The following is a 15,277-nucleotide window of genomic DNA, read 5'->3' as shown; positions in this document are numbered from 1 at the left end:
TTTTCCCTGACCTATCGCCGGCCATGGCGGACATTTATGGCCGGCCTTTCTTTCCCTGAATCGTGCGGCTTTTCTTGCCAAGCCGACCATGATGCATATACTTTTCCCTTACACACACGCTAAGCCCGTCTCATTATTCCGGTTCAGGAGGGGATCCATGTCCAGCGAATCCTTGGAGCGTATCGCTCGCAACAAGAACGTCGCCCGCGCCGCCGCTCGTCAGCTCAGCATGGAGCAGCTGCACAAGCTCTCCGAGGTGATCGAGGAAGTGATCGAGCAGAAGAAGGATGAAGAGCGTCAGCGCCAGGATGAGGAAGTGCAGAAGGAGCGCAAGCGCTCCGAGATCCTCGATGCCATCAGCGAGGCGGGTCTCTCCGTCGATGACCTGGTGCTCGACCCGCCGCGTCGCAAGCGCGGCCGTCCGCCGAAGAACGCCACCAAGGCTTGAGCCATTCCCTTGGCAACGAGGCTGTTTCTACTGGTGGGAGCTCAGCCTTGCTGAGCGAATGGAGGCCGAAGGCCTCCTTGAAATCGTCACTCAGCCCAGAAAAAAGCCGCTCGATGAGCGGCTTTCTTGTTCTCTTTCGGCATCTCTGCGCCTGCCCTGTTCCTGCTGCAATGGCGCTTACCCCAGTTCGGACGTCGAGGGCGCCTCCACGGCCAGGATCTGCAGGTGGATCTCCGGAAGTCGGCGCAGGTGATCGGCGAACCAGCCCACGAGCCTCGGCTGCAGCGCCAGGCGCAGCTCGGCCAGCGTATCCCCCACCAGTGACTCCAGGGTGCCGTCCAGCCAGTCGGTGAAGGCCTCCTCGTCGATGGGGCTGGCCTGGCTCGCGTCCAGCATCAGTCGGCCGATGCGCGTCCAGCCGCCCTCGCCGGTGGCGGTGACCGACACCGCCAGGTAGAGGCTACCGTGGCGCGGGCCCGGGCTGTCACCGGCCAGGCCAGGCAGCGGCGCCACGGCGTTCTGGCTGATGATGCAGGGCGGCTGGGGATGGCGGGCCACCCGCGTCAGCCCCTCGGCGTCCAGGCGGATCATGTCGCCGTTCAAGGGCGATAGCGGCGCCTGGATGCCCAGCGACTCGGCCAGCTCCCGGTGGGCCTGCTGGTGGCGCGGCTCGCCGTGCACCGGCAGCAGGTGGCGGGGCTTCACCCAGCCATAGAAGGTGTGCAGCTCCTCCTGAGCGGGGTGGCCGGAGGCGTGCAGCTCCGGATGGCTGAACTCGTCGAGCAGGGTCGCGCCTAGCCGCTTCAGGCCGCTCTTGAGCCGCTCGATCATCAGCTCGTTACCAGGGATCGCCTTGGCCGAGAAGATCACGCTGTCCCCTGCGCCCAGCTCCATGGCGTGGTGGCGCCCGCGGGCCAGACGACTCAGCGCCGCCCTGGGTTCGCCCTGGCTGCCGGTGGCGATCACCAGCACCTCGTTGGGGGGCAGGTAGCCCAGGTCCGAGGTGGGGACCAGGGGCGGGAAGTCGTCCAGGTAACCAAGGCCCCTGGCCACCGCCACCATGCGCTCCATGGAGCGCCCCATCAGGCTCACCCGGCGGCCGCTGCGTCGGGCCGCGCGGCCGATGGCCAGCACCCGCGCCAGGTTGCTGGCGAAGCAGGAGACGATCACGCGCCCCTCGCAGCGGGCGATGGTGTGCTCGAGCGCCCGGGCCACCTCGCCCTCGCTGCGCGAGTGGCCCGGCATGGGGGCATTGGTGGAGTCGCCGATCACGAGATCCACTGGCGCGATGGCGCGGAAGGTGGACGCGGAGATGGGCTTGCCGATCAGCGGCTCGGGGTCGAGCTTCCAGTCGCCGGTGTGCAGCACGCGGTGTTCGCCCGCGGCTAGCAGCAGGGCACAGCTCTCGGGAATCGAGTGGGTCAGCGGGAGGTAGCGCAGGGTGAAGGGGCCGGTCTCCAGTGCCTCGCCGGGCTCGATGACCCTGATGGCATCGGTGGCGAGGCCCCGCTCGATGAACTTGGCGCGCAACAGGCCGGCGGCCAGCGGGGTGGCCCAGATGGGGCAGCCCCACGTGGGCCACAGCCAGGCGGCGGCGCCGATATGGTCCTCGTGGCCGTGGGTGATGATCAGCCCCCGAGGGCGGATCCCCAGGGTGGTCAGGGTGTCCAGGTTGGGCACCTGAAGCGGGCTGTCGGGGAGGTCCTGGCGGATCATCATCCCGCAGTCCACCGCGACCCACTCCTCCTCGTGGTCTCTCTCACCATACCCATAGAGGCTCAGGTTCATGCCGATCTCGCCGCAGCCGCCCAGCGGCAGGAAGTGCAGGGGAGGGCGGCGGCGAGGGCGAATCTGGACTCTGTGCTGGGGCATCGGGGGCAGTGGGCTCGGAAAATGTGCCTTCACTATACGGGAAGGCCCCGGGCAGCCACAACGCGCGCCGCTTCGCGGGTGCCGGAACCCCCTGTTTTCGTTAAACTGTCGGCCTTTACTCCTAGCCCAAGCCAGAGGCACGCCATGTCACACTACTACCGCCTGGTGGTTTCCTGCCCCGATTGCGTCGGCATCGTCTCCCGGGTGTCCGGATTCATCGCCGGCCACGGCGGCTCCATCACCGAGGCGAGCCAGCACTCCGATCTGGAGACAGGGCGCTTCTTCATGCGCTACGAGATCCTGGCCGACTCCATCGGCATGCCCCCCGAGGCGCTGCGCGAGGCCTTCGCGCCCATCGCCGAGGCGTTCGACATGACCTGGGCACTCTCTGACACCCGCAACCGCCCCCGGGTGGTGCTGATGGTCTCCAAGGAGTCCCACTGCCTGGTGGACCTGCTCTACCGCTGGACCGCCGGCGAGCTCGACTGCGACATCGCCGCGGTCATCTCCAACCACGAGACCATGCGCGGCCTGGTGGAGTGGCACGGCATCGCCTACCACCACGTGCCGGTGCGCCCCGATGACAAGCAGGCCGCCTTCGGCGAGGTCGTGCGTCTGGTGGATGAGGTTCGGGCCGACTGCGTGGTGCTGGCGCGCTACATGCAGATCCTGCCGCCGTCGATCTGTGAACGCTACGCCGGGCGGGTGATCAATATTCACCACAGCTTCCTGCCTTCGTTCGCCGGTGCCAAGCCCTATCACCAGGCCTACGAGCGTGGCGTGAAGCTTATCGGTGCCACCTGCCACTACGTCACCGAAGAGCTCGACGCTGGCCCGATCATCGAGCAGGACATCCACCGCGTCAGCCACTGCCACACCCCCGGCGACCTGGTGCGCTTCGGCCGCGACGTGGAGAAGGCGGTGCTGGCTAGGGGGCTGCGCTGGCATCTGGAGGATCGCGTGCTGATCCACGGCAACAAGACGGTGGTCTTCGCCTGACCGGGCGAGTCGACGAGAGGCGCCCCATGTCCTTTTCCCAAGCGGTGCTCGCCCCCTGGCTGCTGATGCTGTGTGGCCTGCTATCGCTTGCGCTCTATGGCATGGCGCTGGCCCAGCGGCCCTGGCGGGCGCTGCTCGATGACACCGCGCTGCAGCATCGCTGGCTCGCCGCCACCGTGGCGGTGCTGCTGATGTGGCAGCTGCGCGCCCAGGCGGTCGACTGGCTCTCCCTGCACCTGATGTTCACCGCATTGCTCACCCTGGTCTTCAAGGCCCCGCTGGCGCTCGCCTCGATCCTGATCGTCAATCTCGCAGCGGTGGTCACCGGCCGGGTCGACTGGCCGCTGCTGGGCGTCAACCTGCTGGTTACCGGGGTGATGCCGGCGCTGGTCACGGTGCTGGTCTGGCGCCTGGTGGATCGCCGCCTGCCGGACAACCTGATGGTCTTCCTGTTTCTGTGCGGCTTCTTCGGCGCCGCGCTTTCCACGCTGGCCGCAGGTCTCACAGCAGTAGGGCTGATGGCGCTCGGCGCCAGCGACGCCCACGCCCTCTACCAGGCCATGGAGTATGCCCGCTTCCTGCCGCTGCTGATGCCCTCGGAGGCCTTCATCACTGGCATGCTCATGGCCATCCTGCTGGTCTACCACCCCGGCTGGGTCGCCACCTTCAACGACCACCGCTATATCGATACGAAATAGAGCCAAGGGCCAAGGGCCAAGGACCAAGGGCCACGTTAGAGGAGCGGCAGGCCCAGCTGGCGGCGCCGTGCCGCCGGCAGCAGCCGGGCGCCGACGCCGAGCAAGCGCACCGGGCGCCGGGCGCGCTCCCAGGCCTGCTCCAGCAGGCGGGCGAAGCTCTCGGGGGAGGGCGCCAGGCCGCGGCTCTCCAGGGTGGTCAGGCTGAAGTCGTCGAAGCGCACCTTCACCACCAGGCCGGCCAGGGGCGGGTGGCCGTGGCGGGCCAGGCGTTCCTCCAGCCGCTGGCAGAGCGGGGCCAGGGCCTCGCGGCAGCTGGCCAGATCCGGCAGGTCATGGGCGAAGGTGGTCTCCACGCTGACCGACTTGCGCTCCCGCTCCAGGCGCACCGGGCGCTCATCGATGCCCCGGGCCAACTCAAACAGCCGCTTGCCGAACTTGCCGAAGGCCTCCAGCAGGCGCTCCAGGGGCACCTCGCGCAGCGCCGAGCAGGTGGTGATGCCCATGGCGTCCAGGCGCGCCCCGGTGGCGGGGCCCACGCCGTGGAGCTTCTTCACCGGCAGCGTACGCAGGAAGGCCTCCATGCGCTCCGGGGTGATGACGGTCAGGCCGTCGGGTTTCTCCCAGTCGCTGGCGATCTTGGCCAGGAACTTGTTGGGCGCCACCCCCACGGAGAGGGTGATGCCGGTGCGCGCCAGGCACTCCTGCTTCAGCCAGCGGGCCATCCAGGTGGCGCTGCCGGAGAAGCGCTCCACCTCGCCGACATCGAGGAAGGCCTCGTCCAGGGAGAGGGGCTCCACCAGCGGGGTGAGCTCATGGAAGATCGCCTGGATCTGGCGCGACACCTCGCGGTACTTATCGAAGCTGCCGGGCAGCAGGGTGAGGTGGGGGCAGAGGCGCAGCGCCCGGGCGGTGGGCATCGCCGAATGGATGCCGAAGGCCCGGGCGGGATAGTTGCAGGTAGCGATCACCCCGCGCCGCTCGGGGCTGCCGCCGATGGCCAGCGGCACCTCGGCAAGCGCCGGGTCATCGCGCATCTCCACCGCGGCGAAGAAGCAGTCGCAGTCGGCGTGGAGGATCTTTCTCACCGCGGCTGTCTCATCCATCGGCAGCGCGCCTTTTCAGCGCCTAGCCCAGCGCCTGGCCGCTGCCGCCGCGGATCACCCCCACGCCGATGCCCTCGATCTCCAGCGCCTGATGGCGCAGGTCCACCTCGATGGGGGCGAACTCCGGGTTCTCCGCGCTCAGGGTCACCACGTGGCCGCTGCGCTGGAAGCGCTTCACCGTCACCTCGTCCTCCAGGCGGGCCACCACGATCTGGCCGTCGCGCACCCGTTCGGTGCGGTGCACGGCGAGCAAGTCGCCTTCCAGGATGCCGACATCCTTCATGGAGAGGCCGCGCACCCGGAGCAGGTAGTCGGCTCGGGGGGTGAAGTACTCCGGGGGCAGCGGACAATAGCGGTCGATATGCTCGGCGGCAAGGATCGGGCTGCCCGCGGCCACCTCGCCGATGATCGGCAGCCCCTGGAGCGGGGCCTCGCCCTCGGCGGGGGCCTCCTGCTCCTGGGCGGGCAGGCGGATGCCGCGGGAAGTGCCGGCGATCATGCGGATGGCACCCTTCTTCTCGAGGGCGCGCAGGTGCTCCTCGGCGGCGTTGGGCGAGCGGAAGCCCAGGGCCCGGGCAATCTCGGCCCGGGTGGGCGGATAGCCAAGCTCCTGAATGGTCTTGACGATGAAGTCATAGACGTTTTGCTGGCGCTGGGTGAGGGGGCGTGTCATGCGACCTCCGGGGCGGAAAGCGGCGACTGGATGGTTACGTTAGTGATCAAGTATACAGCATGATGTTCCATCCAGTAATACGGGATGCCATGGCTCGCTCCAGAAAGAACAGCCTAGGGGGTAACGGGATAGCACCGTTTAAAACACACTCCCTACACGGCCATTGAGCAAGAGTACGTGGCTGGTTTACAATTCGGACACGTTTGAAACAGCTGTTTATTACCGCGACTCTTATCGGGACTCACGTCAGGACTTACCAGATGGCCCAGACCGACACCGTCACCCGCATCCTCGATACGGCCGAGGTGCTGTTCGCCGAACGCGGCTTCGCCGAGACCTCGCTGCGCACCATCACCAGCAAGGCCAGGGTCAACCTGGCCGCGGTGAACTACCACTTCGGCTCCAAGAAGTCGCTGATCCAGGCGGTGTTCGCCCGCTACCTCGACCCCTTCACCGAGCGCTTCCACCGCGCCCTGGACGAGCTCCAGGCGGACTACGGCGACGAGGTGATCCCCCTGGAGGCGCTGCTCGAGACCATGGCGCGAAGCGTGCTGGAGGTGCCGGCGGAGCGCAACAGCCTCAAGGTCTTCATGCGCCTGCTAGGGCTCGCCTACAGCCAGGCCCAGGGCCATCTACGCCGGTATATCCAGGAGGAATACGGCAGCGTCTTCACCCGCTTCACCGACCTGGTGCGCCAGGCCACCCCCGAGCTGCCCGACGCCGAACGCTTCTGGCGCCTGCACTTCATGCTCGGCACCGTGATCTTCACCCTCTCCGGCCTTGACGCCCTGCGCGATATCGCCGAAAAGGACTATGGAGAGCATGTCACCGTGCGCGACCTGATTCGCCGCCTGCGCCCGGTGGTGGTCTCGGCCATGCAGGCCCCGCTGCCGACTCCCGTTGCGCAGGCAGTCCATGCCTGAGCGGCTGTCACTCCCGCCGGTGATGCCCTAGTATCTCACTCCTTTCATGCCAAGGAATCGACCATGCCTCCGACCCTCGGTCCGGTGATGCTTGACCTGGAAGGCATCGCCCTCACCCCTGAGGAGCGCCAATTGCTGGCGCGGCCCGAGGTGGGCGGAGTGATCCTCTTCACCCGCAACACCGAATCGGCCGAGCAGGTCCGCGAGCTGAGCCACGCAATCCGCTCGGTGCGCCCTGAGCTGCTGCTGGCCATTGACCAGGAGGGCGGCCGGGTGCAGCGCCTGCGCCAGGGCGTCACCCGGCTGCCGGCCATGGCGCGGCTGGCGGCTGGGCTCGCCACCCAGCCCGAGGTCACCCGGCGGCTCTGCCAGGACGCCGGCTGGCTACTGGGCATGGAGATGGCCGCCTGCGGCCTCGATCTCAGCTTCGCGCCGGTGCTCGACGTCGATGACGGCACCTCCAGCGTGATCGGCGATCGCAGCCTCTCCGCCGACCCCGAGATCGTCGCCGCGCTCGGCGGCGCCTTCATCGACGGCCTCCACGAAGCCGGCATGGTCGCCGTGGGCAAGCACTTCCCCGGCCACGGCGGCGTGGCGGCGGACTCGCACCTGGAGCTGCCGGTGGACCCGCGCCCCCTCGACGCCCTGCGAGCGCGCGACCTGGTGCCTTTTGCTCGTCTCGCCGGACGCCTGAACGGCATCATGCCCGCCCACGTGGTCTACTCCGACTTCGACCCGCGCCCCGCCGGCTTCTCGCCCGCCTGGCTCGGCCTGTTGCGCCAGAGCCTCGGCTTCAAGGGGGTGATCTTCTCCGACGACCTGAGCATGGCCGGCGCCGCCAGTGCCGGCCGCCCCGGCGAGCGGGCCCTGGCGGCACTGAATGCCGGCTGCGACATGCTGCTGGTCTGCAACGACCGCGCCGCCGCCCTGGAAGTTATTGATGCCTGCCGCGAGCGACCCGGTGCAAGCCGCCTGACCCGGCTGCGCTATGGCCGCGCCCGCCCGGAGCTCGCGAGCCTCCCCGCGCTCTCTCGCTGGCGCCGCGTACACGCCCATCTCGAGGCCCTGGCCTGACCCCCCTTTCTTTCGACCGCGAGCCTATGTAATGCCCAAACTCGATGCCGATTTCCACCAGTCCCTCGCCGACATGCGTGAGGTGATGGACAACGCCGACTGCCTGATCACCCACGAAGCCGTGGAGCGCGCCCTGGACCGCATGGCCGCCGAGATCACCCGCGACCTCGGCGATAAGCTGCCGGTCTTCTACTGCGTGATGAATGGCGGCCTGATCACCACCGGGCACCTGCTGCCGCGCCTCGGCTTCCCGCTGGAGGTGGACTACCTGCACGCCACCCGCTACCGCGGCGCCACCCGCGGTGGCGAGCTGTTCTGGCGCGTCTCCCCGGAGGTGCCCATGGCCGGCCGCCACGTGGTGATCGTCGACGACATCCTCGATGAGGGCGCGACCTTGGCCGCCATTCTTGCCTACTGCCGCGAGGCCTGCGCCGCCAGCATCTCTACTGCGGTGCTGGTGGACAAGCAGCACGACCGCAAGGCGGTACCCGACCTCAAGGCCGACTACTGCAGCCTGGAGGTCGCCGACCGCTATGTGTTCGGCTTCGGCATGGACTACAAGGGCTACTGGCGCAACGCCCCGGGTATCTTTGCGCCGAAGGGGATGTAGTGGTTTACAGCAAAAAGAACTGCCCATACACCGCCATCAACGGCTCGCCGGCGAGCAGCGCCACCCAGCCGGCCAGCGCCAGGTAGGGCCCGAAGGGCATGGGGGCGCCGCGCAGCCGCGGCACCGCCAGCTGCACCAGGATGCCGACGATGGCGCCGATTCCCGCGGAGAGGGTCAGCAGCAACGGCAAAGTCTGCCAGCCCATCCAGGCGCCCAGTGCGGCCAGCAGCTTGAAGTCGCCGTAGCCCATGCCCTCCTTGCCGGTGATCAGCTTGAACGCCCAGTAGAAGCTCCACAGCACCAGATACCCCGCCATGGCGCCGATCACCGCGCTGGGCAACAGCAGCGGCTGGAACAGCAACTGGTAGAGCAGCCCCGCCCACAGCAGCGGCAGGGTGAGCAGATCCGGCAACAGCTGGGTACGCAGGTCGATCACCGCCATGGCCAGCAGCGACAGGCAGGCTCCCAGCACGAAGAGCCCCTGCCAGCTCGGCCCGAACAGCGCCACCACGGCGAGCGTCAACGCCCCGCCGGCCAGCTCCACCAGCGGGTACTGCGGGCTGATCGTGGCGTCGCAGTGGGCGCAGCGCCCGCGGCGCTTGAGCCAACCGACCACCGGCAGGTTGTCGTGCCAGGCGATGGGTGTCTCGCAGCTCGGGCACATGGAGCGCGGGGTGGCCAGGTTGAAGCGGGCGGGCTCCTCGGGGGCCAGCTCCAGCGCCTCGCGCGCTTCGGCACGCCAGCCCAGCATCAGCATCACCGGCAGGCGCACGATCACCACGTTGAGGAAGCTGCCCAGGCACAGGCCGATGAAGGCGGCCAGAGGCCACAGCAGGGAAGAGGGTACGTCAAGCACAGCAAAGTCCTTAGGGATCAAGGGATCAAGGGAACAAGGAGTCAAGGGGTGCCTTGCTCCTTGACCCCTCGAACCTTGTTTCTAGATGACAGAACCTAGCTCGAAAATCGGCAGGTACATGGAGATCACAAGGCCACCCACCAGCACGCCGAGCACCACGATGATGAAGGGCTCAAGCAGGGAGGTGAGCGTATCGACCATGTTGTCGACTTCCTCCTCGTAGTAGTCCGCCACCCGGTTGAGCATGGCGTCCAGCGAGCCCGCCTCCTCACCGATGCCGACCATCTGGATGGCCAGTGGCGGGAACTGCTCGGTCATGCGCATGGCGAAGGCGAGCTGCTGGCCAGTGGAGACGTCCTCGCGGACCTGCTCGACCGACCGCTCGTAGACCTTGTTGCCGGTGGCGCCGGCGGCGGTGTCCAGGGCCTCTACCAGCGGCACGCCGGCGCCGAAGGTGGTGGCAAGCGTGCGCGAATAGCGCGCCACCGCCGATTTATCCAGGATCTGGCCCAGCACCGGGATCTTCAGCGACCAGGCGTGCATGCGGTAGGCGAAGGACTCGGATTTCTTCATCCCGGTGCGGATAAAGTAGATGAAGCCGATCACGCCCAACACGAACCACCACCAGTAGGCCTGGGCGAACTCGGACATGGCGATGGTCATGCGGGTCATCGCGGGAAGCTCCGCGCCGAAGCCGTGGAACAGGCTCTCGAACTGGGGCACCACCTTGATCAACAGCAGGGCGGTGACGCCCATGCCCACCGCGATCACCGCCGCGGGGTACCAGAGCGCCTTCTTCACCCGGCTCTTGAGCGATTCCACCTTCTCCTTGTAGGTGGCCACCCTCTCGAGCATACGATCCAGGGAGCCAGACTGTTCGCCGGCCTCCACCAGGTTGCAAAACAGCCGGTCGAACTGCTCGGGGTGGCGCTTCATGGCGTCGGAGAAGCTGGTGCCCGAGGATACATCGTTCATCAGCTCCTGCACCAGGGCGCTCATGGCTGGCTTCTTCATGCTTTCCGCCACGACTTGAAGCCCCTGCAGCAGGGGAACGCCCGAGCGGATCATGGTGGCCATCTGGCGGGCGAACAGCATGATATCGCGGGGCTTGATCTTGCCCATGCCGCCGCCGAAGCCGCCTTTGCGCTTGACGTTCTTGATCAGGATGTTCTGGCCCTGGAGGATGCGCTCGACCTCCATCTTCTGGGCGGCGATGATCTCCCCCCCCACCTTGCGCCCCCCCGGGCCCTTGCCGCTCCAGTTCCAGCGATAGAGCTTGGTCTTCCGCTGGGAGCTCAGTTTTCGTGCTGTGGCCATCTGGTGCTCCCTCAATTCCCTGTGTGAGTTACCGCGGGCTTCTGCAGCGGCTAGTCCTTCGTCACCCGGTTGATTTCGGCCAGGCTGGTCATCCCCTGCATGGCCTTCAACAGGCCGCTGCGGCGCAGGTCCGGGTGGCCCTCCTGGCGGGCCAGGTCGTGAAAATCCATCGAGTTGCCGTTCTTCATGATCAACTGGCTCATGGCGTGGCTGATCGGCACCACCTCGTAGATGCCCACCCGGCCCTTGAAGCCCTTGGTGCAGTGCTTGCAGCCCACCGGCTCGAAGAAGGTGGCCTGGTGAATCTCCTCCTCGCTGAAGCCCTGGGCGGCCAGCGCCTCGTGGGGCAGGTCCGCCGGCTGCTTGCAGTGCTTGCAGAGCTTGCGCGCCAGGCGCTGGGCGATGATCAAACTCACGGAGCTTGCGATATTGAACGGCGCCAGGCCCATGTTGGCGAGGCGGGTCAGGGTCTCCGCGGCGGAGTTGGTGTGCACCGTGGAGAGCACCAGGTGGCCGGTCTGGGAGGCCTTCACGGCAATCTCGGCGGTCTCAAGATCGCGAATCTCGCCCACCATCACCACGTCCGGGTCCTGGCGAAGGAAGGCGCGCAGAGCGCTGGCGAAATCCAGGCCGATCTTGGGCAGCACGTTCACCTGGTTGACTCCGGGCACCTTGATCTCAACCGGGTCCTCGGCGGTACAGATGTTGCGCTCGATGTCGTTGAGCAGATTGATGCCGGTATAGAGGGTCACCGTCTTGCCGCTGCCGGTGGGGCCGGTGACGAGTATCATGCCCTGGGGCTGGTCCAGCACCGTCTCGTACATCTCGCGCTGTTTGGGGGTGAAGCCGAGCTGCTCGATGCCCATCTGCGCCGAGGCGGGGTCGAGGATACGCAGCACCACCTTCTCGCCGTACACCGTGGGCAACGAATTGACGCGAAAGTCGATGGAGCGGGTCTTGGAGAGCCTGAGCTTGATGGCGCCATCCTGAGGCAGGCGGCGCTCCGAGATATCTAGCCGCGACATCACCTTGAGGCGCGCGGCGATGCGGGTGCGCATGGCAAACGGCGGGTGGGCCACGTCATGGAGCATTCCATCGATGCGAAAGCGCACCCGGTAGCTGGTCTCGTAGGGCTCGAAGTGGATATCCGAGGCACCGCGGTGGATGGCATCCAGCAGGATCTTGTTGACGAACTTGATGATCGGCGCGTCTTCGCTGGCGGCGTTGGCCGCAGCGTGGGGGTCCACCTCGCCGCTGCCCTCCTCCTCGCCGCCGTAGCCCAGCTCGCCGATGGCGTCGTCTACCCCCTTGAGCTCGTCGAGCATGCTCTTCTCGCTGGAGGCGAGATAGCTCTCCAGCACCGGGCCGAGCTGGTCCACCGGGGCCAGCACGCCCTCTGGCGTAAGGCCAGTGGCGAACTGCAGCTCGTCGAGCAGCGCCAGGGTGGAGGGGTAGGGAACCGCCACGGTGAGGCGGTGGCCGCGCTGCGTCAGCGGCAGCACCTTGAGCTTGCGCAGGATCTTCTCGGGGAAAGCGTCGGCCCGGGGCAGCGTCTCCGGGCGGATGGCGTCGAGATCCAGCATCGGCAGGCCATACTCCCAGGCCGCGGAGAGGGTGGCCTGGCGGGCGGAGACTAGCCCGGTATCGATCACATGCTCCAGCAGCGACACCTCGCCCTCCTGGGCTTCTTCTTCCGCGCGAACCGCCGCGGCCTGGCTCACCCGCCCGTCCACCACCAGGCGCCGCGCGAGGCCGCGCAGGCCCGCGCCGTCGCGGGTGTTCTCCAGAGGTGAGCCCAAGGGGGGCGCGCTCGGTGGGGTGCGGTAGTCGTTCATGGGCGCTCGCTTGGCTGGCTTGGGCGTTGGCATGGTCTGGTCGACATCATGCCCCATTCTAGCCGGCCCAGCCCCCACCCGCCCAGTACGGAACCACGCGCCTTCAACCTTTTGTGGGGGGATTTTCATCCCTACGGGAGAGATTTCTGGTGCTTGGGGGTTATTCCCCCTGCAAGCTTGCGAAGCGTAACTTAACGCAAGGAAGCGAGGGTGACACCGGACAGGATGCCGCTCGGGTAGATAAAAGGTAGAAGAGGTAACAGGGGTTCGGGGTCTTGTGGAAGCGCAGCTTGCTGCACGAAAGCCATGACGCTAACGCCTCCACCAGCGTAAATCCGCAATGTGGTACCAGAAGACTGCCTTTAGGGCACCACGGGCGTCATCAGGATGCCTGGGAGCAAGGAAATGGTAGAGCCCTTGGACGTCGGCCAGAGCCTAATCGGGGGCAAGCCCCATAGCCTTTCCATCACCCTCTGCCGAGACTGGGGCCATGACAACGACGATCTACTACGACGGTGACTGCCCCTTCTGCCGGCGCTACGTCGACCTGCTGAGGCTGCGCGAGGTGGCCGGCGAGGTGCGCCTGGTGTCGCTGCGAGAGGCACCCGAGGCCTGCCGTCGCTTCCGGGCGCTGGGTATCGATCTCGATGAGGGCATGGTGGTCGAACAGGGTGGTCGCCTCTATCACGGCAGCGATGCGGTGCACTACCTGGCGCTGATGACGACCCCGGTGGGGGGCTTCAACCGCCTCTCCTCGGCGATCCTTTCCCGTCGCTGGCTGGCCCGTGGCCTCTACCCCGGCATGCGCGCTGTCAGGAATGCCACGCTGCGGCTGATGGGGCGTGATGGGTTGGGCAAGTAGCCTTGGCGCACTCTCCCCGGGCCAGCGCCACGCAGCGCTCGTCGCGGGGCGCTTCCCTCACTCTCCGTGGCGCTGGCAATGCCCCTGCCTTCGTTGATGTTGCACTGCATCATCAGTCCTGCTATTGTGCACTGCAGCAGAGCGGGGCTTTCATCAGGAGAATCCCGCTTCCGATCACCAAGAACCGGGAGGTTCCCATCATGACTAACGCATTCGCCTTTGACACCAAGCAGTTTGACACCGCCCAACTCGAGTCGCTGTTCTTCGCCCCGGCCCGCGCCTTCGCCGCGCTGTCCGTCGATTACAGCGAGAAGCTGATCAACGCCCAGATCGAGGCCGCCAAGGCTTACACCGACACCAGCGTCGCGCAGCTGCGCCGCCTGGTAGAAGTCAAGGACGCCGAAGGCCTGAAGAGCTACATGGAAGGCCAGCAGGAAGTCGCCAAGGAACTGACCGAGCGCCTGAAGGGCGATGCCGAGAAGGTCGTGGCTCTGCAGCAGGAGTACGCTCAGGAAAGCCAGAAGCTGACCGAGAACAGCGTCAAGCAGGTTCAGGAAAGCGTCCAGGAAAGCGCCAAGGCTAACACCGAGACCGCCAACAAGGCCGTCAAGGAAGCCACTTCCGCTTCCAAAGCCAAGCAAGCCTGAAGCAAGCGCAAGTCAGCGTGATTCGATAGACCCGCTTCGCGGGCCTCGATAACGCCACACCAGCAGGCCGCCGATCCATGATCGGCGGCCTGCTGGTGTGTGGCTGACGGTGGCAAGGCCCTTCACAAGTGGGGTCAGCGGCCCTCTTTTCTGGGGGCTCGACTTGGGGTCTTTGCGAACCACCGTCGTCTGGCGTGACAGTGTAGGGTCCTGCGCCTCAGGAGGCGTTGGTTGGATCTGTCACCGTCACTTTTCCAACCCAGGCGTCGTAGCAGCTTTCCTGCCTGTCCGCTCAGTCGCGTGTAGACCCCGTCCAGCAGCCGCTGAATCAGTGCGAACAGGGCGGTGAGCGCCAGGGGGAGGATCGCCTGCATGCTGGGCTCATTGGCCAGCACATCCCAGGGCCGAGGCTCCAGTGAGCCGGTACGCGCCCCGAAACGGCTGATCGCCAGGGAGCGGCCGCTGGCGTGGCAGGCCAGATCGATGCCCGTTGCGTCACTCGTAGCTCCGGCCACAGAGAAGGTGCAGGTGAAGGGGGCGGTCGCTTCCTGGAGTCGCTCCTGATCGGGGTCGTCCAGAGCCAAGCGGCGGGTCAAAACGCGAACTTCATCCCCCAGACGCAACGGCATGTTCATCACGGTGTAGAGCAGCTCGGACCCCAGCCGCCTGCCGACCACCGAGACGTCGCCGTTTCGCAGCAGCGGCGGTGACACGGGCACCGTGGGAGGGGAGACAACGTCGCCGACGGTACCCAAGCCCTGAAGGGTGCCGTTCAGGGGGTGCTCATCCAGGGTGACCTGCAGTTCGATGTCGCGGGTCGAGTGACCCTCTTCCTCCGAGAGAGGTCTCAATACCGCGGCGGGCAGGGCGCTTGTCTTATCTTCTGCAACGTCGCGGGCCTCGGCGATATGAATCGACAGGGGGCCGTTTCCCTGTCGCGTCAGCCTGACCCGTGCATGTGGGCCCACCTCCACATAACCCGTGAAGGGCTCCCAGGCCAGGGGCTCCCGGTCGGCAGGCAGTTCGAAGAATGTGGCAGTGTCGTCTTCGGAGCTGCCGACGGCGGCGGCGGCCGCCGCTGCCGCCTGAAGCGGAGACTCCTGCCGCGCCTGGGCGTTCTCCAGGTACCAGCCCGTACCCGTCAGCGCTTCGGTGGTCAGCGTGAGCACCTCCGTATTGGCGTTGACGTGGAAGGTGTAGGAGCGGTCCATCACCAGGGTCAGCGCTTCCATGAGCAGCGGAATCGCCCCGGCGGTAAGGACCAGCGACAGTAGGGTCTGGCCGAGCGGCCGCCCCTCCCATAGGCCTGAGAGCAGGGCGGCGTGGGCACCGCGGGTCCTGGCATGTGGCGGCTTCATGG

Annotated in this window: 15 protein-coding genes; 8 read left to right on the top strand and 7 right to left on the bottom strand. The window is 66.8% G+C overall.

What is annotated here, in order from left to right; translation table 11 throughout:
• Positions 1–157 precede the first annotated feature (157 nt).
• A complete protein-coding gene (locus tag ACR80S_RS12495) occupies positions 158–448 on the top strand; it encodes an H-NS family histone-like protein (RefSeq protein WP_435400163.1) in 291 nt (96 codons plus the stop codon).
• Positions 449–625: 177 nt separating this feature from the next.
• Here ACR80S_RS12495 and ACR80S_RS12490 read toward each other — a convergent pair whose 3' ends face one another.
• Entirely contained in the window at positions 626–2,236 is a 1,611-nt protein-coding gene (locus tag ACR80S_RS12490; RefSeq protein WP_435403414.1) for a ribonuclease J, read from the bottom strand.
• A 228-nt stretch (positions 2,237–2,464) separates the two neighbouring features.
• Between ACR80S_RS12490 and purU the strand changes: the two genes are divergently transcribed.
• Together purU and ACR80S_RS12480 are read left to right on the top strand one after the other, a co-directional pair.
• Positions 2,465–3,319 carry a formyltetrahydrofolate deformylase gene (gene purU / locus ACR80S_RS12485; protein ID WP_435400162.1) on the top strand — a complete coding sequence of 285 codons (855 nt, stop codon included), beginning with the start codon at positions 2,465–2,467 and terminating at the stop codon, positions 3,317–3,319.
• Positions 3,320–3,345: 26 nt separating this feature from the next.
• Positions 3,346–4,017, top strand: coding sequence for an energy-coupling factor ABC transporter permease (locus ACR80S_RS12480; RefSeq protein ID WP_435400161.1), 672 nt, complete (start codon positions 3,346–3,348; stop codon positions 4,015–4,017).
• 35 nt (positions 4,018–4,052) lie between these two features.
• On the opposite strand, the gene dinB is transcribed toward ACR80S_RS12480, so the two are convergent.
• The gene (gene dinB, locus ACR80S_RS12475; protein ID WP_435403413.1) at positions 4,053–5,102 is read right to left on the bottom strand and encodes a DNA polymerase IV; all 1,050 of its coding nucleotides are present in this window, start codon (positions 5,100–5,102) and stop codon (positions 4,053–4,055) included.
• 40 nt (positions 5,103–5,142) lie between these two features.
• Positions 5,143–5,793, bottom strand: coding sequence for a transcriptional repressor LexA (gene lexA, locus ACR80S_RS12470; RefSeq protein ID WP_435400160.1), 651 nt, complete (start codon positions 5,791–5,793; stop codon positions 5,143–5,145).
• A 260-nt stretch (positions 5,794–6,053) separates the two neighbouring features.
• Between lexA and ACR80S_RS12465 the strand changes: the two genes are divergently transcribed.
• From ACR80S_RS12465 to ACR80S_RS12455, 3 genes are all read left to right on the top strand, one after another.
• Positions 6,054–6,716: a TetR/AcrR family transcriptional regulator gene (locus tag ACR80S_RS12465; RefSeq protein ID WP_435400159.1), complete on the top strand. Its 663-nt coding sequence runs from the start codon at positions 6,054–6,056 to the stop codon at positions 6,714–6,716.
• Between the two features lie 63 nt (positions 6,717–6,779).
• Positions 6,780–7,790: a beta-N-acetylhexosaminidase gene (gene nagZ, locus ACR80S_RS12460; RefSeq protein ID WP_435403348.1), complete on the top strand. Its 1,011-nt coding sequence runs from the start codon at positions 6,780–6,782 to the stop codon at positions 7,788–7,790.
• A gap of 31 nt (positions 7,791–7,821) precedes the next feature.
• Positions 7,822–8,400 (top strand): hypoxanthine-guanine phosphoribosyltransferase, encoded by a 579-nt coding sequence (locus ACR80S_RS12455; RefSeq protein ID WP_435403347.1) that lies wholly within the window; start codon positions 7,822–7,824, stop codon positions 8,398–8,400.
• A 4-nt stretch (positions 8,401–8,404) separates the two neighbouring features.
• On the opposite strand, the gene ACR80S_RS12450 is transcribed toward ACR80S_RS12455, so the two are convergent.
• From ACR80S_RS12450 to pilB, 3 genes are all read right to left on the bottom strand, one after another.
• The gene (locus ACR80S_RS12450) at positions 8,405–9,256 is read right to left on the bottom strand and encodes a prepilin peptidase (RefSeq protein WP_435403346.1); all 852 of its coding nucleotides are present in this window, start codon (positions 9,254–9,256) and stop codon (positions 8,405–8,407) included.
• A gap of 81 nt (positions 9,257–9,337) precedes the next feature.
• A complete protein-coding gene (locus tag ACR80S_RS12445; RefSeq protein WP_435400155.1) occupies positions 9,338–10,573 on the bottom strand; it encodes a type II secretion system F family protein in 1,236 nt (411 codons plus the stop codon).
• Positions 10,574–10,623: 50 nt separating this feature from the next.
• Positions 10,624–12,408, bottom strand: a complete 1,785-nt coding sequence (gene pilB / locus ACR80S_RS12440; protein WP_435403345.1) for a type IV-A pilus assembly ATPase PilB — start codon at positions 12,406–12,408, stop codon at positions 10,624–10,626.
• Positions 12,409–12,898: 490 nt separating this feature from the next.
• Here pilB and ACR80S_RS12435 point away from each other — a divergent pair, with 490 nt between their 5' ends.
• A complete protein-coding gene (locus ACR80S_RS12435; RefSeq protein WP_435400153.1) occupies positions 12,899–13,270 on the top strand; it encodes a thiol-disulfide oxidoreductase DCC family protein in 372 nt (123 codons plus the stop codon).
• A 200-nt stretch (positions 13,271–13,470) separates the two neighbouring features.
• A complete protein-coding gene (locus ACR80S_RS12430; protein WP_435400152.1) occupies positions 13,471–13,917 on the top strand; it encodes a phasin family protein in 447 nt (148 codons plus the stop codon).
• Positions 13,918–14,051: 134 nt separating this feature from the next.
• On the opposite strand, the gene ACR80S_RS12425 is transcribed toward ACR80S_RS12430, so the two are convergent.
• On the bottom strand, positions 14,052–15,275 hold the full coding sequence (locus ACR80S_RS12425) for a hypothetical protein (protein ID WP_435403344.1): 1,224 nt from the start codon (positions 15,273–15,275) through the stop codon (positions 14,052–14,054).
• Positions 15,276–15,277: the final 2 nt, after the last annotated feature.

The organism is Halomonas salsilacus, from assembly GCF_051216275.1.
Classification (GTDB): domain Bacteria; phylum Pseudomonadota; class Gammaproteobacteria; order Pseudomonadales; family Halomonadaceae; genus Halomonas.
This window is presented reverse-complemented; position numbering and strand designations above follow the sequence as displayed.